The sequence below is a fragment of the Bradyrhizobium sp. Gha genome (genome assembly GCF_900113735.1).
GTDB lineage: Bacteria > Pseudomonadota > Alphaproteobacteria > Rhizobiales > Xanthobacteraceae > Bradyrhizobium.
On record NZ_FOQM01000012.1, the window covers coordinates 42,067 to 61,580 of the forward strand.

The window sequence follows — 19,514 nt, forward strand, 5'->3', positions numbered from 1 at the left end:
CCTCCTCGTTGTCGTCTTCCCTCTTGTGCGGTAGGGCCCGCGGTCTAATCGTCCGTCGCGAAATATACGATTGCGGTCAGGATGGCTCCAATGATGACCCAGAGAAGCTGGTACCAGTAGAAAAATGGGATGCCGATGAGTTCAGGTTCGGCCATGTTGTAAAACGGTGGCCAGAGAACGGCGATGAACTGGATGAGCAGGAGCAGGTACCACCAGCTCCATCCGGCGCGCACGCCGTCCAATCGGCCAGGGGCTGCTTCCCGCATGCCTTGTCTCGAACCGACGCCATTCGACATGGAGGCCTCCTTCATCGAGGTGCGCCGCCGTCGGTGTAACGCATCGCCTGTTCCCGGGTTCCATCCCACTTTCGCCGACTTCTTTGATCGTGCGAAGAAAAGCGCCGCCGCAATCGGCGGCTCAAGCTTGCGATCCTCTCATGACCGGCGAAACGGACTCACGGCGATGCCGGCGCGATCGATACGCAGGAAGCTCTGCGGCGGAACGGAGTCCCAGCCGGTATTCGCGTCGTCGATCGGCTCGGACACGATGAGCGCATCGCGTCCGGACCCGCGCGTGTTGACGTAGAGCGTCGGCGGGCGCAGATCGCTGGCATAGCGGATCGCATAGAGCTTCTCGCCGTCCGACATCGCGGCGGTGAGCCGCAACGGTTCATTGACCGCGCTCGCGGCCATCTGCTGCTCGATCAAGTCGATAACCGCAGCGAACGCGCCCTCGGCATCGGATGCAAACCCGAACGCCAGCAGGAGAAGGAAGATCACTTCGCTGTCGGTCGTGCCGTGGCGACTGGCGTAGTGGTCGTCAGGGATATGCGCTTCCAGGGCGCGGCGTACGCGTTGCCAGCCGCCGATCTGGCCATTGTGCATGAAAAGATAACGATCCGCCGCGAAGGGATGACAGTTGTTGCGGATGGTCGCAGTGCCGGTCGCAGCACGCACATGCGCGAGAAACAGCGAGGAACGAATCTGGTGCGCGATCGACAGCAGGTTCTCGTCGCTCCAGGCGGGCCGCACGTCGCGAAACAGGCCGGGCCGCTCGCGTTCGCCGTACCAGCCGACCCCGAAACCGTCTGCGTTGACCTCGGACTTGGCCTCGCGGCAATGGCGGCTTTGAGCGATCAGGCTCTGGCACGGCTTTGCGATGAAGTCCTCAAGGAAGACCGGCGTGCCCAGATAGGCCAACCATCGGCACATGTTGCTTCCCCGGCTCCCGATCGCGACCGGCTACTCGGCCGACTGGAGCGTGCGGCCGCGGCGCGCGATGCGCTCGTGCATCTGCCGGATCATGCGGCTGGCGGTGGTCTCGAACAGGCAGGGGATGAGGGCGTGCACCAGCGCCGCCAATGCGGCGCCGAACAGGCGCGCCGCGAAGCCGGACGCGACCAGGAAATGCTCGCCATAGGACTCATCGACGCTTTCAGGATGGGACAGAAATAGCCGGTGCAGGGTGGTTTGCATGCGGGACTCCAGGGCGCGGTTGCGCCTTCGATCCCTAGTGGATTCGAGCCAAGAAGATGTCCCAAACATCACGCTATTTGCCGTCTTTTGGTTGAATTTGGACGACAATCTAACGTACTATTGGGATAATGGATGAAACAGATCGCAAACTCCTCAACCTGATCCAGCATGACGCAGCCCTGTCGCTGGACGAGCTCAGCGAGCGGGCGGGGCTTTCCCGCAATGCCTGCTGGCGCCGCATCAAGCGGCTGGAAGATGACGGCATCATCAAGGGCCGCGTGACGCTGCTCGATGCAAGCCGTATCAACGTCGGCCTGACCGCGTTCATCGCGCTGCGCACCACCGAGCACAGCGCGAGCTGGCTCGCGCAGTTTTCGAATGCCGTGCGCGACATTCCCGAGATCATCGGCGTCTACCGCATGACCGGCGATGTCGATTACCTGCTGCAGGCCGTCATCCCTGACGTTGCCGCCTATGACCGCCTCTACCAGCGCCTGATCGGGAGGATCACGCTCGCGGACGTATCCTCGTCATTCGTCATGCAGGAGATCAAGGCGACGACGGTGCTGCCGCTCGACTATACGCCGGAGCGGCGCGGGTAAAGTCGTGGCATCCGGCTGGGGGTCTCATGCACACGATCGATCCGGTTCGCGCCATCAAACCGCCTGCGGAGTCCGGTTCACCTGAAAGCGATTGCCGCGCGAGTCTACGCAAAACCGTGACGGCGCCAGTTTAGGCCCCCGTGATCTGCCTTTCCTCGTCCGTCCACTCCACCTCATCAGACGACAGCTCAGGCTGGAGCGGCGCCTCCTCCGTCATGACGTGGCCGTCCAGCGCGCGCAGGAGCGCGGCGACCAGCGCCGGCTTGCGTAGCGGTTTGGCCAGAAAGTCCGACATGCCGGCCTCGCGGCAGATCCTGGCGTCGTCGGGGAAGGCGTTGGCGGTCAGCGCGATGATCGGCAAGGCGTTGAAGCGTCCGCCCTCTGCACGGATTGCCCGCGTCGCGGCGAGCCCATCCATCTCGGGCATGCGTACGTCCATCAGCACGACGTCGTAATCACCGTCGGCGACGGCCGCGACGGCCTCGACGCCGTCGGTGACGACACGCAAGTCGACGTCGAAGGCACCGATCATCTTGCTCACGACCATGCGGTTGACCGCGTCGTCCTCGGCGACCAGCACCTTCAGCGGCCGGTCGAGGCCGGCAATGCGCGTCCTGAGATCGTCGGCTTCCTCGCGGCCCGCGTCCTGATCGGATGGCTGCGCCTGGCTCCACGGCAGCACCAGCGTGAAGCGGAAGGTCGACCCCTCACCCGGCGTCGAGGTGACGGCGATGGTGCCACCCATCTGCTCAATGATGCGCCTTGAGATCGCAAGACCGAGACCGGTGCCGCCGAAGCTGCGGCTGATCGAGGCATCGGCCTGGGCGAAGTCGCTGAACAGCTGCCCCAGCTTGTCGGGCGCGATACCGATGCCGCTGTCGGTCACACTCCATTCGACGGTCGCGAGGAGATCGCGGCGCGCCTGGCACATCGCCTTGATCGTTACCTCGCCCGCGTCCGTGAACTTCACCGCATTGGAAGCGAGATTGAGCAGCACCTGACGGATGCGCGCGACGTCGCCGCGCAGCGTCGGCGGCAGGTTCGGATCGAGCTCGACCTTGACGCTGATGCCTTTGCTCTTGGCACTCGCCCGCGCGACATTGGCGATTGCCTCGACCAGCGTCTGCGGCGCGAAGTCGATAGCTTCGAACTGGAAGCGCCCAGCCTCGAGCTTGGAGAGATCGAGAATGTCGTTGAGGATGCGCTGGAGGTTGTCGCCGGATTCGCGGATCGTGGTGACGGCCTCGCGCTGCTCCGCATCGAGGTTCGTTTCCAGCAGCATGCTGGCGAGACCGAGCACGCCGTTCATGGGCGTGCGGATCTCGTGGCTCATCACTGCGAGGAAATCTGATTTCGCCCGGCTCTCGGCCTCGGCCTTTTCCGCGCGCCAGCGCTCGGTGACGTCGCGGCCGAAGCCGCGATAGCCCAAAAACTGCCCGCCGCGGTCGTAGGCGGGCTTCGCGGTCAGCGACCACAGCCGCGCCTCGCCGCCGGCGACGACCTTGAGGTTCATCTCATGCAGCGGCTCGGCGTGCTCCATCAGGCCGACAACGTTGGAGGCGGCCGCCTTGTCCTCGGGGCAGAGCATGTCGAGCACGTCGGCGAAGTGCGATCCCTTCAGCAGCGGAAGCGGCAGTTGCGCGACGTCGGCGAACCGTTGCGGCACGTCGCTCAGATGCCCTTCGGCGTCGGTCTGCCACAGCCAGTCGCTGGCGTTCTCCTGAAAATCCTTCAGCAGCAGCGAGATGATCTCGGTCTGCCGCTCGAGCTCGAGCTGCGCCTTGAGATTGCCGAGGAACAGATTGCCCTGCGAGACGATGTTGCGTGCCATGAAGAAGGCGAACATCAGCAGGAACACCGCCGTCGCCAGATAGGGCCCGGTGCCGCATAGCAAGAGCGCGCCCGCGCAGGCGATGGTCATTGTGGCGAGATAGACGAGGCCGGCGCGCGGAAAGGTCGATAGCGTGAAGGCGCCGCCGGACATCATGCCGACCATCAGGCAGGCCAGGATGAGCTGGCTGGCCGGCTCTATCAGGCTGAACAGTGCCAGGGGCAGCGCGCCCCAGATCGCGGCAAGGAAGAACGCCTGTCGCATCGTCTGCCGCGCGGCGCGCGCCGAGGCCTCCTGCGGCGGGCTGCGATGCGAGCGGCGCCACGCCCGCACTGCGAGCGAGGCGGTGACGGCAAGCGTCATGCCCCAGATCGCGAGGAAGCCGTTCCAGCCGCGACCCCAGAACAGGATCAGCACGATGGCGACGTTGAGCATGGTGGCGGCCATCGTCACCGGGATGGCCCGCGTCACCGCGTCGATCTGCTTGGCGCGGATGCGGCGCAGCTCCCGCTCGCTGAGATCGGCGGTCAGCCCGTCCTCGATCTCGAAGCCGCCGAGCCAGTACAGGAACGCGCTGATCAGCCCGTCGCGCGGCTCGGTCGATGCTGTGGATTTGTCCCGCCATCCCATTCCAAGGAACCTTTTCGGTATCCATGACTGCGGCCGGCTTAAGCCGGGTTAATTTTGTGGGAGATTTTGCGGCGTTCTTGACGGGGGCGTTGGCGGTTTGTTCTAACCATGCCCCTTGGTCCGGAGCCCGCCGACATGCCCATCAGAGTTGCCACCTGGAACGTGAATTCGGTCCGGCAGCGGATTGATCTCCTCCTGACCTGGTTGAGGGAGTGTCAGCCCGACATCGTCTGCCTGCAGGAGATCAAATGCGTGGACGAGGCCTTCCCGCGGCTGGAGATCGAGGCGCTTGGCTACAACGTGGTGACGCACGGGCAGAAGACGTTCAACGGCGTCGCCCTGCTCTCCAAGCTCAAATTCGACGAGACCAAATCGGGCCTCGCAGGCGACGACGAGGATGCGCATGCCCGCTTCCTCGAGGGCGTGGTGACGCTCAAGTCTGGCGTGCTGCGCATCGCCTGTCTCTATCTGCCCAACGGCAATCCGGTCGGGACAGAGAAATATCCCTACAAGCTCAAATGGATGTCGCGGCTTCTTGAGTATTCGAAGGAGCGTCTTCAGACCGAGGAGCCGCTGATCCTCGCAGGCGACTTCAACGTCATTCCGCACGCCCGCGACGTCCACAATCCCGCCGCCTGGACCGAGGACGCCCTGTTCAAGGCCGAGACACGGGAGAGCTTTCAGTCGCTGCTCGGCCTCGGCCTGACCGATGCCTTAAGAGCCGTCACCGACGAGGGCGGGCTCTACACCTTCTGGGATTACCAGGCCGGCGCCTGGCAGAAGAACCATGGCCTGCGCATCGACCATCTCTTGCTGTCGCCGCAGGCCAGCGACCGGCTCGCCAATGTCGGCATCGACAGCTATGTGCGGGCCTGGGAGAAGCCGTCCGACCACGTGCCGGTCTGGGCGGATCTGGATCTGGAGGCGGCGTAGCCATCAGCGTCGTCATTCCCGGGCGGCTCGAAGAGCCGAACCTCAGGTGCGCAATTGCGCACCGGGGAATCTCGGGATTCCGGGCTCGATGCTTCGCATCGCCCCGGAATGACAGCGCAATGTTATTATTCGCGGCGGCCCTGCACCCATTGCTCCAGCATTTGCAGGCACATGGCGCGGTCGTCGTTCGACGCCCTGGCGAAGGCGCGGTTGTAGTTTTCCTTGATCCAGATCTCGTCGGCGCCGGCGCTGTCACGCGCGAGCGTCAGCCACATCAGGCCGCGCGCGGCCTGCCGCGGCAGACGGTCGCCGTTGAACAGCATCTGGCCAAGCAGCGCCTGCGCCTCGTGCTGACCCTTCTGGGCGGCAAGGCCGAGCCAGCGCGCGCCGTAGCGGAAATCCTCGCGCGAGGCGTCCGGCGTCTTCAGATACAGCCGGGCGAGATCGTATTGGGCATCCGCGTTGCCGAAATAGGAGGCGGCATAGGAGAACATCTCCCGCGCCCTGTCAGGATCGGCCTTGACCTTCGAGTTCGGGATCCCGCTCAGATAATAGCGGCCAAGCGCCACGAAGGCATTGGCCACCACCTGCGCCTGCGGCGCCGAGGGGCTGTCCTCGGCATGCGCATTTGCGATCCGGGTGAAATAGTCGAAAGCACGCACGTCGTCCTGGGCCACGCCGTCGCCGCTGGCGTACATGCGGCCGAGCTTCCACTGCGCAATGGGGTGACCGCCCTCGGCGGCATATTGCAGGGCGCTGAGCGAGCTTTCCGGGGTCGCGACCGGCGGCACGGCTTTGCGCACAGCTCCTGCGGACCCGGGCAAACTGGTCACCACGGGGATGGTCGCATCTTTCGGATTGACCGGCGCGCCGTCGAAGGCGAGCGCCGGCGCGGCCAGCGCGATAGCCCCCAACACAAACGCAACTATGGCACGCCTAGATGTCCGCATAGCACTGTTTCTCGTGCGCGCCGCCTGGATGGGTTACTGCCCCATCGACCGCTGGTCCAACCTGCTGGGCATATTTCCAGAGCGCACCCGACGTATGGTTAGTCGCGCGGGGGCTCCATTTGGTTTTGCGCTGAGCCAGCTCAGCGTCGCTCAAATTTACGTTAAGGATACCGGCAACGGCGTCGATCTCGATGATGTCGCCATCCTGCAACAAAGCGATCGGGCCGCCGATCGCCGCCTCGGGCCCGACATGGCCGATACAGAAGCCGCGCGTGGCGCCGGAGAAGCGGCCGTCGGTGATGAGCGCGATCTTGCCGCCCATGCCCTGCCCGGTCAGCGCCGCGGTGGTCTGGAGCATCTCCCGCATGCCGGGGCCGCCCTTGGGGCCCTCGTAGCGGATCACGATGACTTCGCCTTCCCGGTAGGTACGGTTCTGGACTGCCTCGAACGCGTCCTCCTCCCGGTCGAAGCACCTGGCCGGACCGGTAAACTTGAGGTTGGACATGCCCGCGACTTTCACGATCGCACCTTCTGGCGCCAAATTGCCCTTCAGACCGACCACACCGCCCGTGACGGTGATGGGCTTATCTGCCGGGTGCACCACGTCCTGGTGCGGATTCCACTTCACGCTTTTGAGGTTTTCGGCGATCGTTCGACCGGTGACCGTAATGCAGTCGCCGTGGAGAAATCCGTTGTCGAGCAGCGTCTTCATCAGAAGCGGGATGCCGCCAACTTCAAACATGTCTTTGGCGACATAACGGCCGCCGGGCTTCAAATCCGCGACATATGGTGTCTTTTTGAAGATTTCGGCGACGTCGAATAAGTCGAACTTAATGCCGGCTTCGTGGGCGATCGCCGGCAGGTGCAGCGCAGCATTGGTCGAGCCGCCTGAGGCCGCAACCACGGCAGCCGCGTTCTCCAGCGCCTTGCGGGTGACGATGTCGCGCGGCCGGAGATTGGACGCGATCAACTCCATCACCTTCTCGCCCGCAGTCATGCAGAATGCGTCGCGGATTTCATAGGGTGCCGGGGCACCGGCGGAGTAAGGCAACGCAAGGCCGATGGCCTCCGAGACGGTCGCCATCGTGTTGGCCGTGAACTGCGCGCCGCAGGCGCCCGCCGAGGGGCACGCCACGCGCTCGATCTCGTCGAGGTCCTCGTCCGACATGGCGCCGACCGAGTGCTTGCCGACGGCCTCGAACATGTCCTGCACGGTGACCTGCTGCCCGCGGAAACTGCCGGGGAGGATCGAGCCGCCGTAGATGAAGATCGAAGGCACGTTGAGACGGACCATCGCCATCATCATGCCCGGCAGCGACTTGTCGCAGCCGGCGAGCCCAACCAGGGCGTCATAGGCGTGGCCGCGAACGGTCAGTTCGACGGAGTCGGCGATGCATTCGCGCGAGGGCAGCGACGAGCGCATGCCGTCATGGCCCATCGCGATGCCGTCGGTGACGGTGATGGTGCAGAATTCCCGTGGCGTACCGCCGGCGGAGGCAACGCCCTTCTTCACCGCCTGTGCCTGGCGCATCAGCGAGATGTTGCAGGGCGCGGCCTCGTTCCAGCACGAGGCGACGCCGACGAACGGCTGGTGGATCTGCTCGGTGGTCAGACCCATGGCGTAGAAGTAGGACCGGTGGGGCGCGCGCGCAGGACCTTCCGTCACGTGACGGCTCGGCAGCCTCTGCTTGATGTTGGTCTTGGTATTGGCCTTGGCGTCCATCGCACCAGTTTCCTTGGCTAACCCTTTCAGACCCGAAAAATCAGCGCCGAGATTTGAATCGACCTTGGGATTTTTTCGCCGCCTGCAAGGGGCCAGCCCAGCCCCGAAACATTAGAGTGATTTTATTCATGTTCGGGTGTGGCCAAAAAGCGGCGCTGATGCGAACGACCGGGCGACGCCGGTGAAATCCCACAGGAATGTTGCACGGGAAGCACAATCGTTACCGGGAAGACACGGGAATTCCTACTGCGATACCTCGCAGAGGTGAAAGCCCACAACCTCGGATTTCAAGACATGAGACGCGTGCAATTTTTGCGGCGACGGCGCTCGGATCGTGATTGTCGGCGCGGGCGCGCACGACCGGTGGGTTTGACAGTTATAGGGTACCCCCCTATCTTATCGGCATGTCCCACACGATCCAGCACAAGTCGAAGCTCATCGGCCGCGTCAGGCGCATCAAAGGTCAGCTCGAAGCCGTCGAGCGCGCGCTCGAGTCGGAGATCGGCTGCGCCGACGTCCTGATGCTGGTGGCATCGGTGAAAGGCGCGATCAGTGGCCTGACCACCGAACTGCTGGAAGATCACATTCGCCATCATGTCGTGGATCCCGCGCACGAGAAGGATCCGGAGAAGGCCAAGGGCGCTGCCGACCTCATCGACGTCGTTCGAACCTATTTGAAGTGAACGCCATGACCGACCTGTCCTCTCTGCTCCAGCAGAGCAGCGCACATGCTTGGCTGTTCGTGCCCAGCGCCATCCTGCTTGGCGCGCTGCACGGTCTCGAGCCCGGCCATTCCAAGACGATGATGGCCGCGTTCATCATCGCCGTGAGGGGCACGGTGCTTCAGGCTGCGCTGCTCGGCCTGTCGGCGACCATCTCGCATACGGCGATCGTCTGGGCGGTTGCGCTCGCCGGGTTGTATTTCGGCCGGGAATTATCAGGGGAACGCAGCGAAGCCTGGCTGCAACTGGCGTCCGCCGCCATCATCATCGGCATCGCCGGCTGGATGATCTGGCGCACCTGGCGCGAGCAGAACCACGACCACGATCATCATCACCACGACGAACCGCAATCCATCTCGCTCGCGGGAGCCTCGCTCCTGCTGGAGGTGTTCGAAGACGGCGTGCCGCCGCGCTGGCGTATCAGGAGCGAGAACGGTACGCTTCCCTCCGCCGATGAGATCACGGTGACCACCATCCGCGAGGATGGCGCGGAGCAGACATTCGCGTTCGCTGCGCGCGACGGATACCTCCAAAGCGTCGAAGAGATCCCCGAGCCGCATGCGTTCAAGGCGCGCATTGCGCTTGCAGGCGACGCCACCGAGCGCCTGTTCGAAGAGCACGATCGCGACCACATGAATCTCGGCGACGAGGACGACGCGCACGCCCGCGCCCACGCCGCCGACATCCGCAAGCGCTTTGCCGGGCGCAACGTGACGACGACACAGATCGTCCTGTTCGGTCTCACGGGCGGGCTGATCCCCTGTCCCGCCGCGATCACCGTGCTGCTGCTCTGCATCCAGCTGAAACAGTTCAGCCTTGGCTTTGTCCTGGTGCTGTCCTTCGGCATCGGGCTCGCGATCACGATGGTGTCGGCAGGCGTTCTGGCGGCGCTCAGCCTGCGCCACGTCGAACGCCATTGGAGCGGCTTCAGCCGCTACGCCCATCGCGCGCCCTACGTCTCGGCGGCGCTGATCGTGTTCGTCGGTCTCTACACCGGCTGGACCGGATTGCACGAGCTGATGGTTTGAGTGTCCCGACGTCTTGCGGTGTCCTCGGGATCCCACATAGAATGCGGCCGAGGGGACAAGGCAGACTCCTCGTGAGACTTCGGTCCAAGTCTGCGCAGCACGCACTTCGTGGAGCTTGCGCATGGACACAAAATCCTCTCGCCGATATTCCGTAGCCATTGTTTCGCGGGGCGATGCCGAGGCGCGCCGCAACACAACCGCACAGAACAGCCGCTTCGTTCGCGTCTTCGACGCCCTCGCCGCCGCCGGCATCGCGGCGCAACCGGCGATCTACGCGATGCCGATGGCGCCGACAGCTACGTTCTCTGCGAGATCAATGCGAGCTCGTGCTTCGCGATCCCCGATGAGGCGCCGGCGGCGATCGCGCGAACGGTGCGCGAGGGGCTGGTGGGTGCGAGGCCGTAGTTGCTGCAAAGCAAGCGGGTCGCATTCAACCGCAACACGCCTGGCTGGGCTGCAGGATCACGCAGTCCGGCGCGGTGCTGCCACAGCATGTCGTCTCGCAGCCGCTGACCAGCCCCGCCACTGTCGTCTCCAGCGTACGCAGCTCCGCGATCTTCTTTCTGATCGAGCGGAGGTGCTGCTCGGCAAAAACCTTGGTGTCGCTACAGGGCAAGCGCCGCTGCACTGAGGCGAGTATGTCGCTGATAGCGTCGAGCGAAAAGTCGAGATCGCGGCAATGCCGGATCAGGCTGAGCACCTTGACGTCTTCGCTGCCGTAGACGCGCTGGCCGCCCTGCCGCGCCGGCGGCGTGAGCAGTCCGATGCTCTCGTAGTAGCGGATGGTGGGAACCGAAACGCCGGTGGCTTTGGCGAGCACGCCAATTCTCATGGAAGCTCTCACTTTTCGCTTGAACCTCAAGTGGCTTGAGGGCGTAGCGATCGGGTCCGAGACGCACAAGCATGAGGAGAATCACATGAGCGTTATTGGACCGTCTTGCGGCCTACCCTCCGAGGCGTCGCCCGCATGCGGCTGCGCGGCCAAGTCCGGCGGCGGCAGGGCCGCGGGCACGGCGGTTGTAACCGCTGTTGTCGCGACAGCCTGCACGGCATGCTGCGTGCTGCCCTTCACATTGCCCGCTGTCGTGCTCGCCACCGCGGGAAGCTTGATCGCCGTGCTCGACCATGCGCATGGCCTGATGACAATACTCTCGATCGCGGTCGTGCTCGGCGCATGGAGCTGGATCGTGTGGCGATGGCGAATGACGGGCCTGAAGATCCGCGCAGGGGTGCTGGCAGCGATGTGCGCGGCGACCGTGCTGACGGCGACGGCTGCGCTGTGGCCGGTGATGGAACAGGCCGTCTTCCACGCGCTCGGCGTTGCCAAGAAGCCGAAGCCGCTGGCCGGCTGATGGACGGCCGCACCACCGTTCGGCTTTGTCGAGACGGCCAGGACGACAATCGCGTTCCGGCGATGGCTCGCAAGCTTCAGGCGCGTTGATCGAAACGCGCGAACATCGCGCTGGTCAGACCGCCGAGCAGCGTCCAGAACACCAGGCTCGTCACCGTCACCGCGGTGACGAACTGATGCGACAGCGACGACGGCACGTTGGTTTCGATATTGGCGAGATCAGGTGCGCCGATCAGGTGGGGCAGGATCAGCAGGATCACGCCTGATATCGCCGCCGGCACCGAGCGGCGGAAGGCGATCAGGGCGAGCCCGCCTGCCGCCGCCAGCACGGCCGCCAGCCACCAGATCTGGCGCGACAGCAACGGCGCGACCGGCACGCCGGGGAGTTCGGGCGGCAGGCCGACGCCAGGCGCCAGGGTAAAGACTGCAAAGCCCGCCAGGCCCCACAGCAGGCCTTCGTGCCAGCGGACGCTCGCCCCGGTGGCGCCGCTGCGCAGGGCGAAGAAGCCCGCCAGCAGCAGTGCAAATCCGATCGCGGTCAGGACGTTGGCGGCGGCGGTATAGGCGTTGCGCTCAAAACCGTCGCGCGGCTCCCACGCCCCGGCGCCATGGTCGTGGTCGCCGGCGCCATGCTCGTGCGCCGCATGGTCGTGACCGGCGCGGTCATGACCAGCCGCAGCGGGCTGCGGCGTCGCCTCATGCTGGTGCGTCTCTGCCGCCTTCTCGAAGACTTCCGCCTTCAGGATCAGGGGGACGGTGCCGAACTGCTGGACGACAGTGACGATGAGACCGACGATGAGGCCTGATATGACCGACGCGAAGACGATCGAGCGAAACGTGCTCATCCCATCGCGGTCAGTGGCAAGGGAACGCGTTCGAGTGGCGCACGTCGTGGGCGGCGTTGTGGACGACGTCGATCTGCGAGAAGCCGACCATCCCGATGACGAACACGCCGAGCACCATGGCCATCACAGCCTGAGACAGCCGTCCCACCTGCCCGGCGGCGACCGGAAGCGTGACCGGGGTCGTGGCGTTGGCGAGCTGGGACTGGCTCATGATCTATTCTCCATCGGCGATTTGGGCGTCTTGTAGCAGCTTCCGGGCGATATCGCGACTGGTAAGATGCAGACTTGTTCCGGGCAAAATGCCCCTGCGGGCGATCTTGCTGGCGGCCGCGGCCCGGAAGGCCAGCTCAAACCGCTGGAAATAGCCGAGACAGGCCTGCGGCGTGGGCTCGGCGCCCAACAGCGTCCGGAACGCGCCGCGATGGACGGCGCAGATCGCGCCATGACCGGTGACGGCAAAGACCAGCGAGGCGATATCGTCGCGCCAATGCACCTCGCTGCTCAAGCTGTCGCGCGCCACGTGAGCACCACGGATAATCGCACCACGGATCTTCTCCTGGCGACAACGCTATCACAAGCATCGACGAATTCCGCCAGGGCGCAATCAGGGCCGCCCCCGCTCCGCGCGCGCCTTGATCTTGGCGCGCTCGCCGGCATCCACGAGCTGGCCAATGCCGGTGCGGCCCGTCAGCGCACACCGGATGATGTTTTCGGCCACCAATTTGCGGAAGCCACGATCCTCGCCAGCGGGGCGATGGCGGCAGACCCGGTCCAGCGCCAGCTTCATGTTGATCCGTGTGCGGGTGTCGAAATGCTCGCTGATCATGCGCCCAGTCCCGGTGCGTTTGCTGTCAGGGCAGAAACGCCCCGAGGGGTAGCCGCGTTCCAAAACCCATGCTCGTCCTCTTGAGCCGGGACGGGTGATCTAGACCCGAGACGGCCGAGCTATGCTCGCCCTCTTGGTCGCTGCGCCTGGGTCCAGGCCGCGGTGACGTCACGCGGCGGAACGTCGATGCGCTTGATCGGGGTCAGCTCACCGGAGGCGGAGATGATGGCGGTCTCTTCGCGTCGGCAGCGTGGACAGACGAAACGCACCTCATGCGGCTGGGCCGACCAGCTCGTCCGTTTCACATTGGCCGCCATCGGCCATGCCGCACACTGCGAGCAAGACACCAGAAACCGACCGGGATCGAGCATACCCATTCCATAGGACTCCGTGTCCGGCCCCCTTTTCTAATGATTAACCCATGCAAATCGTTCCGGTGTCTTGGCACCGCCCCGGGCGCACTCAGCGGTCGCTGTTCCCCGGTCGCGGCCACATCGCGCCACGTTCCATCGCGCATCACCAGCGCCTGCCAGAGTGTTGCCGCGATGTGCAAGCCACGACGGCATAGACGAGCAACGCCAGCGCGTCGTGCTCGACCTCCCCGGCATGTAACGATGCTTGCGCGGTGCGCCGTGCACCTCAGTGCGCGCCCCTCAGCGTGCAGGCCGTGGTGCACGTGACCGTATTGCCGTGGTCGCACGATTTGCAGGCGGCAACGCACTGGTTCATGTCGCGGGGATTGTAGGAGCCGTAGCTGCGCATCGGACAAATCTGAGTCGAGCCCGTGACGTCCTGCTCCTGGTTGCAGGCTGCCGTCATGAACGCAAACAAGATCACCGCCAACAGACGCATGGGATGCAAACCATCAAACGAGCAACGTTCGTGGCAACGTTGCACGGCAACCTTGCCCCAGGCATTCCCACCGCCGGGAACCGCACTGCGCGGCTCCCTGCTTCCCCTCGAGGATGCAGCTCAATTATTAAGAACGGATTGCGACCGGGGACTTCTTGCGATCAGACGGAAGCCCGCATCGCGCCTCGCTCAGCCGGGAACCCTGGGCTATCTCGAGCGGCAGCGTTTTCAAGCGGCGGCTTTTTCAGCGGCAGCCTTGGTCGCGATCGCCTGGCGCATGTCCACCGCGAGCTGGCGGTACTGCTCGCCGAGCCTCAGGTAGAATTCGCGCTTTTTGCTGTCGGTGGCGAGCTTGGCAATCAGCTCGCATTCGGCGGTGAGCGTCTCGAACCGCTCCAGCCTGTCCTCATGTTCTGTCATCGGCGTATCCCCATCAAACGCCTTAGGGACGACAAACCTAAGCCCGGAAATTACGTCACGGCGAACATCGTTATAGGGTAGAATCAATTATTCACGGCGCCGACGGCTATTTGCTGTCCATGCGCCAGGCGCCGTCCCAATCGGCCGCCGGCGGACTGGTCTCGAACTGCGCGGTGCGCGCGAGCATCGCGCGCGACGGGCCATCGCCGGGGATGCTCTCGAGCGCAGCGTTGAACGCGGTGCGTGCGTCGTCGAAGCGGCGCGCGCGATAAGCGGCAAGGCCCTCAGCGTAGCGCGCGCGCAGGCTCTCCTGCGCCGAAGCAAGTGCAGCCGCGCGGCCCATCACTTCGAACACCGGCTGCGGCGTGCTCTGTCCCACCACGGCAAGGCGATCGATCTCGCGCAATTCGAGCCGCGATCCGATCGCCTCGGCCGTGGCCTGCGAGATCAGGATTCGCGTACCGTAGACCTTGTTGGCGGCCTCCAGGCGCGAGGCGAGATTCACGGCGTCGCCCATCACCGTGAAGCTCATCATCAGCTCGGAGCCGATGCTGCCGGTCAGGACCTCGCCGGTGGCAATGCCGATGCGCAGGTCGCAGGGTACCGGCATGGAGCGGATGCCGAGCAGATCCGGGAGTTGCTTCTGCAGCGCCGGCACCTGATCGGCCATGTCGATCGCCGAGAGACCCGCGAGCAGCGCCTGCTCGTCCTCCTCGATGAAGGGCGGGCCCCAATAGGACATGATGGCGTCGCCGATGTATTTGTCGATCACACCGCGGTTGTGCCTGATAGGGCCGGACATCACGGTGAAATAGTGGTTCATCACCTTGACGAGACCGCGCGGGGTCATGCCCTCGCTCATCGAGGTGAAGCCGCTCATGTCGCAAAACATGATGGTCATCACCCTGCGCTGACCGTCGATGGCGACTTCGGGCTTGTCGATCAGGCCCTGCACCACCTTGGGATCGATGTAGCGGCCAAAGGTCTCGCGAATGCGCTCGTTGTGGCGCAGCTGCTCGATCATGCGATTGAAGGCCGCCGCGAGTTCGCCGATCTCATCCTGGGTCGAGACGGTGATGCTCTTGTCGAAGCGGCCGGCCTCGACCTCGCGGGCACCGGCGAGCAGCAGCCGCACCGGACGGGTGATGCCGCCCGAGACGAGCAGCGCAAAGGCAAATCCGACGACGGCTGCGAGCAGCGTCACGATGCCCGAGATGATGATCGCCTGCCGCTGGTGGCGGACCACCGTCGACGTACTCGCGTAGACCTGCTTGAGCATGTCGGCGCGTGTCGCGTCGATCCTCTGGTTGAACTGATCGCGCAGCGCATCGATGTGCTCCAGCGTGCTGCGCGCCTCCACCATCTGCTTGGCCTCGATCTGCTTGAGGAGTTTGGCGTGGTCCTCATTCATGCCCTGGCGCAGTTCGTGGACGGCGGTCTCGATGCGGGTGTCGATCCGTGCCAGCGCGGCATTGTCCGACGGCGTCCTGGGATCGTCGATGATCGCGTTGATCAGCTTTTGCGCGGCCGAGCTCTCTTCCTCGATCTTGCGGTCGGCCTCCTCGAACTCCTTGAGGCGCGCCGCATAGGCCTCCTCGTCCGTCGAGTCCTGCATCTTCACCATGACCATCCGCCGCAACGCCAGCGCGCGCTCCAGCGAGCGGATATTGGCGCGCGCCAGATCGCCATAGGCCGGTATGTAGCGGTTGGTCAGCTCGTCCAGGAGGATGCCGACCTGGCTCGACATCACCATCGACAGGATCGAGGTGACGAGCATCAGGACGATCAATCCGAGGGCGATGCCGACGATCTTGCGCCGGATCGACTGGTTGAAAAGCGGCATGAGGTGTGGGCAAAGGCTGAAAAACTGGTCCGGGAACTCAATACACCGGATTTCCCCCGGGGAACACGCGCAATCGAGGCGCTCGCGGCGCTGGGAGGCACCCGCAACCGTGGCGCGAGGCCCGATCGTTAACAAAGGCTAAAGCCGCCGCCCCTTCGCGTATGCGCGGTTCCCAAGTTCCAATCCGTATTTTGCCGCATTGTTGCGGCAGCGTGATCAATGCGAAACGATGTCGTGGCATCGTTTTGGTGTCGTTTTTGATTCTCAAGCCGCATGTCGTCGCGGACCTTGGTTTGTAGTGGTTTCGCAGGGGGACCATCGAATGAACCAGTGCCTACGCTCGCTCGCGTGTGTCGTTGCCGTGGCCGCTTTGGCCCTCCTTCCCACCGAGCTGGCGGCAAAGAGCAGCCACAAATCATCCGCGTCGAAGAAAACGCATGAGGCGAAGGCCGGCAAGCCGCGCCATGCCGCCGGCAGCAGGCACGGCAAACACGCCGAGGCCAAGCGCAAGTCGAAGAAGCAGGAGGTCGAGCCCGCCGACAAGCCGGCGCCGCCGGCCCTGACGGGCGACCTCGCCGCGCTGAAAGACGCCATCGACCTCGCGCGCAAGGGCAAGACCGATGACGCAGGCGCGGCCCGCGACCGCATCGCCGATCCCGCCGGACAAAAGCTCGCCGACTGGTTCATGCTGCGCCATTCCGAGAGCACTGCGCCGTTCAAGCGTTACGCCGCCTTCCTCGCCGCCAATCCGGACTGGCCGAGTGCTGCGCTGCTGCGCAAACGCGCCGAGGCGCGGCTGTGGCAGGAGAAGAGCGACGCCGCCACCGTGCACGCCTTCACGATGGACCGGCCGATCAGCGCCAAGGGCAATTTCGCGCTCGCGCGCGTGCTGATCACTGAGGGCGACAGCGTCAGGGCCGCGCGTCTCGTGCGCGAGGCCTGGCGCTCGGAGGAACTGTCCGAACGCAGTGAGGAAGATTCTTACGAAGCCTTCCACGATCTCCTGACCTCTGAGGATCATCGCGCCCGCATGGACATGCGCCTCGGGGCCAAGGATTACGCCGGCGCACGGCGTGCCGCAAAACGTCTCGGCGACGGCGCGCTCGCGATCGTCAAGGCCTGCGCCGCCGTCAACGGCAAGGCCGACAAGGCCAAGGATTATCTCGAGGACGTGCCAGCCGACGCACGCCGCGACCTCGGCTATGTCCTGTGCCGGGCGCAATGGCATCTCCAGAAGGACCACGTCGACGATGCGGCCGAAGTGATCCTCGCAGCCGCGCCCGACACGATGGCGGATCAGGACACCGACGCGTGGTGGCGCGAAAGGCGCCTGCTGGCGCGAAAACTGCTCGACCAGGGCAAATTCAAAACCGCCTACGACGTGGTACGAACGGCCGCGGTGCCGGAGAAGGAGGTCTATCGCGTCGACTATCACTTCATGTGCGGCTGGATTGCGCTGCGCTATCTCGACGATCCCAAAACCGCGATGGCGCATTTCGCGGCGATCGACGAAGGCTCCGCCAATCCGATTGCTTTGTCGCGCGCCCATTACTGGCGCGGCCGTGCGGCCGAAGCCATGGGGGCCACGACCGATGCGCGCATGAGCTACAAGGCCGCCGCGCGCTATTCGACCGCCTATTACGGCCAGCTCGCCCGCGCCAGGCTCGGCCTCGACGGAATCGAGCTGCGCGCGCCCTCACCCGTGCTGGCCGCAGCCGACACCCCTCAGGCCGACGAGCGCGTGCGAGCCGCCGACATGCTGTACGGCATCGGCGAGCGCGACGTGGTGGTCTACTATGCCGAGGATTTCGCCAAGGAGAGCACCGACGTCTCGGCGCTCGAAGCGCTCGGCGAGCTCGCCAGACGACATAACGATGCGCGCGTCATGCTGGAGGTCGGCAAGTCGGCGCTCGCACATGGGCTCGCGCTCGACCATTACGCCTTCCCGACCATCGGCATCCCCGAGCACAAGCAGGTCGCGCCCGCGATCGAGACCAGCGTGATCTATTCGGTGGCGCGCACCGAGAGCTCGTTCGACCAGCGCGACAAATCGGCTGCCAATGCCGTCGGCCTGATGCAGGTTACGCCGGAGGCCGGCCGCGACACCGCAAAGCGCTTCGGCGTGACCTTTGATTGGGACAGGATGGTTTCCGATCCCGTCTACAACACGCAGATGGGCGCAGCAGAACTCAGCGCGCTCCTATCGGAATATCGCGGCAACCAGATCATGACCTTCGCCGGCTACAATGCCGGCCGCGGCCGCGTGCGCGAATGGGTGCAGGCGCACGGCGACCCGCGCGATCCCAGGGTCGATCCGGTCGACTGGGTCGAGCGCATTCCGCTTTCGGAGACGCGCAACTACGTCCAGCGCGTGATGGAGAACGTGCTGGTCTACCGCGCGCGGTTCGAGGGCAACGGCATGGTCGCCGGCAAGAGCGACCAGCGCGTGGTGACGCACGAAATCGGCGCAACAGCCCCCGTGGCTGCCGCAGCACCCGCTCCCTAGTCGACGCCGCCGGGGCTGGACGCCGGCGCCCTCCGAGATTGCGTTGCTGCGGCTTCCACGCGAGTGCAGTCGCGCAGCTAGGTGTCACCTCCCTCCGTCGTGATCAGATCGCGACCGTCCAGATATGCGCCGGCCAAGGCTCTCGCGAAGGTCCAGCCCAGCATCGTGCAGCTCCAGCATGAGACGGCACTCAGGACCGCCAACAACTCGATCATGTTCAAGGCAGCCGGTCCTTTGCGCCCAGGCATCCACCACGGCATCAACAGCGTCGCGTGTTCGCCGCGCCGATAGCAATCGTAGTCACAGTAACGCAGCTGTGTCCGCGCGTGACGAACGTAGCCTGACTGGATCAACCGCGAGCATGTGCTGCACGTCGCCGCGCTTGACGGGGGCTCGTGATTGACCAGCACGAATTTCATGACGCCGCCCTCACGCGATCTTCCGCGAAGGTCTCGCAGAACAACGTGTAGCACCGATAATCGCAATACGGCAGACGGGTCGCCATATCGCGGAGATAGCTGCCGCTGATCGCCTCGCAGCACTGCATGCACCAAGTCTGCCGAGACGGGGTCCGGCCATTCACCAGCACGAAGGCGAATTTCATGTCGCACCTCCCAAAGCGAAGCAGTAGACGCTGTCCAACGGAGACAGAGCCGGCGGTGGGGCGCAAAGATGGTTTCGGCCGTCCGGATTATCCCTGTTCCGCTCGACTTTTTGCGGCGGAACCGGGATGTATCTTCCGTCCTCCCTGCGCCGCGCATAGATCTGGCCGTCGACGTATTTGATGTCGGTCGGATAACAGTCAGCGCTGTTGCAGCAACTGAGACTCGGGTTATCAGGCATGCGCCAGGTCGAATAGAACTTCTCGTGCAGCGCCTGGTCCTGGGGTGGATGCTGGCGATGAACAGCACCGTTTCCCGTCTCCTGCGCCTGGATTGTCGCGGTGGAGCACAAGAGAACGATCGAGCACAGGAGCT

At 64.6% G+C, this 19,514-nt stretch carries 23 protein-coding genes and 1 pseudogene; 7 read left to right on the forward strand and 17 right to left on the reverse strand.

From position 1 onward, the window contains the following. Positions 1–44: 44 nt before the first annotated feature. The 3 genes from BM222_RS16725 to BM222_RS16735 form a co-directional block, all read right to left on the reverse strand. Positions 45–266: a DUF3311 domain-containing protein gene (locus BM222_RS16725; protein ID WP_092229599.1), complete on the reverse strand. Its 222-nt coding sequence runs from the start codon at positions 264–266 to the stop codon at positions 45–47. A 168-nt stretch (positions 267–434) separates the two neighbouring features. Beyond that, positions 435–1,211, reverse strand: a complete 777-nt coding sequence (locus BM222_RS16730; protein ID WP_092229368.1) for a class II glutamine amidotransferase — start codon at positions 1,209–1,211, stop codon at positions 435–437. Between the two features lie 30 nt (positions 1,212–1,241). Next, entirely contained in the window at positions 1,242–1,475 is a 234-nt protein-coding gene (locus tag BM222_RS16735; protein WP_092229372.1) for a DUF6356 family protein, read from the reverse strand. 128 nt (positions 1,476–1,603) lie between these two features. Here BM222_RS16735 and BM222_RS16740 point away from each other — a divergent pair, with 128 nt between their 5' ends. Next, positions 1,604–2,077, forward strand: coding sequence for an Lrp/AsnC family transcriptional regulator (locus tag BM222_RS16740; protein ID WP_092229374.1), 474 nt, complete (start codon positions 1,604–1,606; stop codon positions 2,075–2,077). A gap of 130 nt (positions 2,078–2,207) precedes the next feature. Here BM222_RS16740 and BM222_RS16745 read toward each other — a convergent pair whose 3' ends face one another. Beyond that, positions 2,208–4,538 (reverse strand): hybrid sensor histidine kinase/response regulator, encoded by a 2,331-nt coding sequence (locus BM222_RS16745; protein WP_092229377.1) that lies wholly within the window; start codon positions 4,536–4,538, stop codon positions 2,208–2,210. A gap of 135 nt (positions 4,539–4,673) precedes the next feature. Here BM222_RS16745 and xth point away from each other — a divergent pair, with 135 nt between their 5' ends. Further along, the gene (gene xth, locus BM222_RS16750) at positions 4,674–5,471 is read left to right on the forward strand and encodes an exodeoxyribonuclease III (RefSeq protein ID WP_177243267.1); all 798 of its coding nucleotides are present in this window, start codon (positions 4,674–4,676) and stop codon (positions 5,469–5,471) included. Positions 5,472–5,596: 125 nt separating this feature from the next. On the opposite strand, the gene BM222_RS16755 is transcribed toward xth, so the two are convergent. Both BM222_RS16755 and ilvD read right to left on the reverse strand, forming a co-directional pair. Continuing rightward, a complete protein-coding gene (locus BM222_RS16755; RefSeq protein WP_092229381.1) occupies positions 5,597–6,421 on the reverse strand; it encodes a tetratricopeptide repeat protein in 825 nt (274 codons plus the stop codon). Then, complete coding sequence (gene ilvD / locus BM222_RS16760; RefSeq protein ID WP_092229383.1) at positions 6,408–8,144, reverse strand: dihydroxy-acid dehydratase; 1,737 nt, start codon at positions 8,142–8,144, stop codon at positions 6,408–6,410. Before ilvD ends, BM222_RS16755 begins: the two co-directional genes overlap by 14 nt. A 404-nt stretch (positions 8,145–8,548) precedes the next feature. Here ilvD and BM222_RS16765 point away from each other — a divergent pair, with 404 nt between their 5' ends. From BM222_RS16765 to BM222_RS43345, 3 genes and pseudogenes are all read left to right on the forward strand, one after another. Next, positions 8,549–8,827 (forward strand): metal/formaldehyde-sensitive transcriptional repressor, encoded by a 279-nt coding sequence (locus tag BM222_RS16765; RefSeq protein WP_092229385.1) that lies wholly within the window; start codon positions 8,549–8,551, stop codon positions 8,825–8,827. A 5-nt stretch (positions 8,828–8,832) separates the two neighbouring features. Next, the gene (locus BM222_RS16770) at positions 8,833–9,894 is read left to right on the forward strand and encodes a HoxN/HupN/NixA family nickel/cobalt transporter (RefSeq protein WP_092229601.1); all 1,062 of its coding nucleotides are present in this window, start codon (positions 8,833–8,835) and stop codon (positions 9,892–9,894) included. A 273-nt stretch (positions 9,895–10,167) separates the two neighbouring features. Beyond that, positions 10,168–10,299: pseudogene (locus tag BM222_RS43345) on the forward strand (Cj0069 family protein); the annotation flags it as partial. Positions 10,300–10,324: 25 nt separating this feature from the next. On the opposite strand, the gene BM222_RS16780 reads toward BM222_RS43345, so the two are convergent. Then, on the reverse strand, positions 10,325–10,726 hold the full coding sequence (locus BM222_RS16780; protein ID WP_092229389.1) for a MerR family transcriptional regulator: 402 nt from the start codon (positions 10,724–10,726) through the stop codon (positions 10,325–10,327). An 85-nt stretch (positions 10,727–10,811) separates the two neighbouring features. On the opposite strand from BM222_RS16780, the gene BM222_RS16785 reads away from it, so the two are divergent. Then, a complete protein-coding gene (locus BM222_RS16785) occupies positions 10,812–11,246 on the forward strand; it encodes a hypothetical protein (RefSeq protein WP_143105988.1) in 435 nt (144 codons plus the stop codon). A gap of 76 nt (positions 11,247–11,322) precedes the next feature. Here the strand turns inward: BM222_RS16785 and BM222_RS16790 are convergent, their stop codons facing one another. The 8 genes from BM222_RS16790 to BM222_RS16825 form a co-directional block, all read right to left on the reverse strand. After that, entirely contained in the window at positions 11,323–12,090 is a 768-nt protein-coding gene (locus BM222_RS16790) for a CbtA family protein (RefSeq protein ID WP_092229393.1), read from the reverse strand. Positions 12,091–12,100: 10 nt separating this feature from the next. Then, entirely contained in the window at positions 12,101–12,301 is a 201-nt protein-coding gene (locus BM222_RS16795; protein WP_092229395.1) for a CbtB domain-containing protein, read from the reverse strand. A 3-nt stretch (positions 12,302–12,304) separates the two neighbouring features. Beyond that, the gene (locus BM222_RS16800; protein ID WP_244547171.1) at positions 12,305–12,610 is read right to left on the reverse strand and encodes a hypothetical protein; all 306 of its coding nucleotides are present in this window, start codon (positions 12,608–12,610) and stop codon (positions 12,305–12,307) included. Positions 12,611–12,694: 84 nt separating this feature from the next. Next, positions 12,695–12,916 (reverse strand): hypothetical protein, encoded by a 222-nt coding sequence (locus BM222_RS16805; protein WP_092229399.1) that lies wholly within the window; start codon positions 12,914–12,916, stop codon positions 12,695–12,697. Positions 12,917–13,035: 119 nt separating this feature from the next. Beyond that, complete coding sequence (locus BM222_RS41135) at positions 13,036–13,293, reverse strand: hypothetical protein (protein WP_177243268.1); 258 nt, start codon at positions 13,291–13,293, stop codon at positions 13,036–13,038. A gap of 262 nt (positions 13,294–13,555) precedes the next feature. Then, complete coding sequence (locus BM222_RS16815; RefSeq protein WP_092229401.1) at positions 13,556–13,768, reverse strand: hypothetical protein; 213 nt, start codon at positions 13,766–13,768, stop codon at positions 13,556–13,558. 228 nt (positions 13,769–13,996) lie between these two features. Then, on the reverse strand, positions 13,997–14,188 hold the full coding sequence (locus BM222_RS16820; RefSeq protein WP_092229402.1) for a hypothetical protein: 192 nt from the start codon (positions 14,186–14,188) through the stop codon (positions 13,997–13,999). A gap of 106 nt (positions 14,189–14,294) precedes the next feature. Further along, positions 14,295–16,031 carry an adenylate/guanylate cyclase domain-containing protein gene (locus BM222_RS16825; protein ID WP_092229404.1) on the reverse strand — a complete coding sequence of 579 codons (1,737 nt, stop codon included), beginning with the start codon at positions 16,029–16,031 and terminating at the stop codon, positions 14,295–14,297. Positions 16,032–16,353: 322 nt separating this feature from the next. Between BM222_RS16825 and BM222_RS16830 the strand changes: the two genes are divergently transcribed. Further along, complete coding sequence (locus tag BM222_RS16830) at positions 16,354–18,537, forward strand: lytic transglycosylase domain-containing protein (RefSeq protein ID WP_092229406.1); 2,184 nt, start codon at positions 16,354–16,356, stop codon at positions 18,535–18,537. Between the two features lie 77 nt (positions 18,538–18,614). Here BM222_RS16830 and BM222_RS16835 read toward each other — a convergent pair whose 3' ends face one another. Together BM222_RS16835 and BM222_RS16840 are read right to left on the reverse strand one after the other, a co-directional pair. Then, complete coding sequence (locus tag BM222_RS16835) at positions 18,615–18,956, reverse strand: hypothetical protein (RefSeq protein WP_092229409.1); 342 nt, start codon at positions 18,954–18,956, stop codon at positions 18,615–18,617. Beyond that, the gene (locus tag BM222_RS16840; RefSeq protein ID WP_092229412.1) at positions 18,953–19,141 is read right to left on the reverse strand and encodes a hypothetical protein; all 189 of its coding nucleotides are present in this window, start codon (positions 19,139–19,141) and stop codon (positions 18,953–18,955) included. The genes BM222_RS16835 and BM222_RS16840 overlap by 4 nt, the downstream gene beginning before the upstream one ends. Positions 19,142–19,514 lie beyond the last annotated feature (373 nt).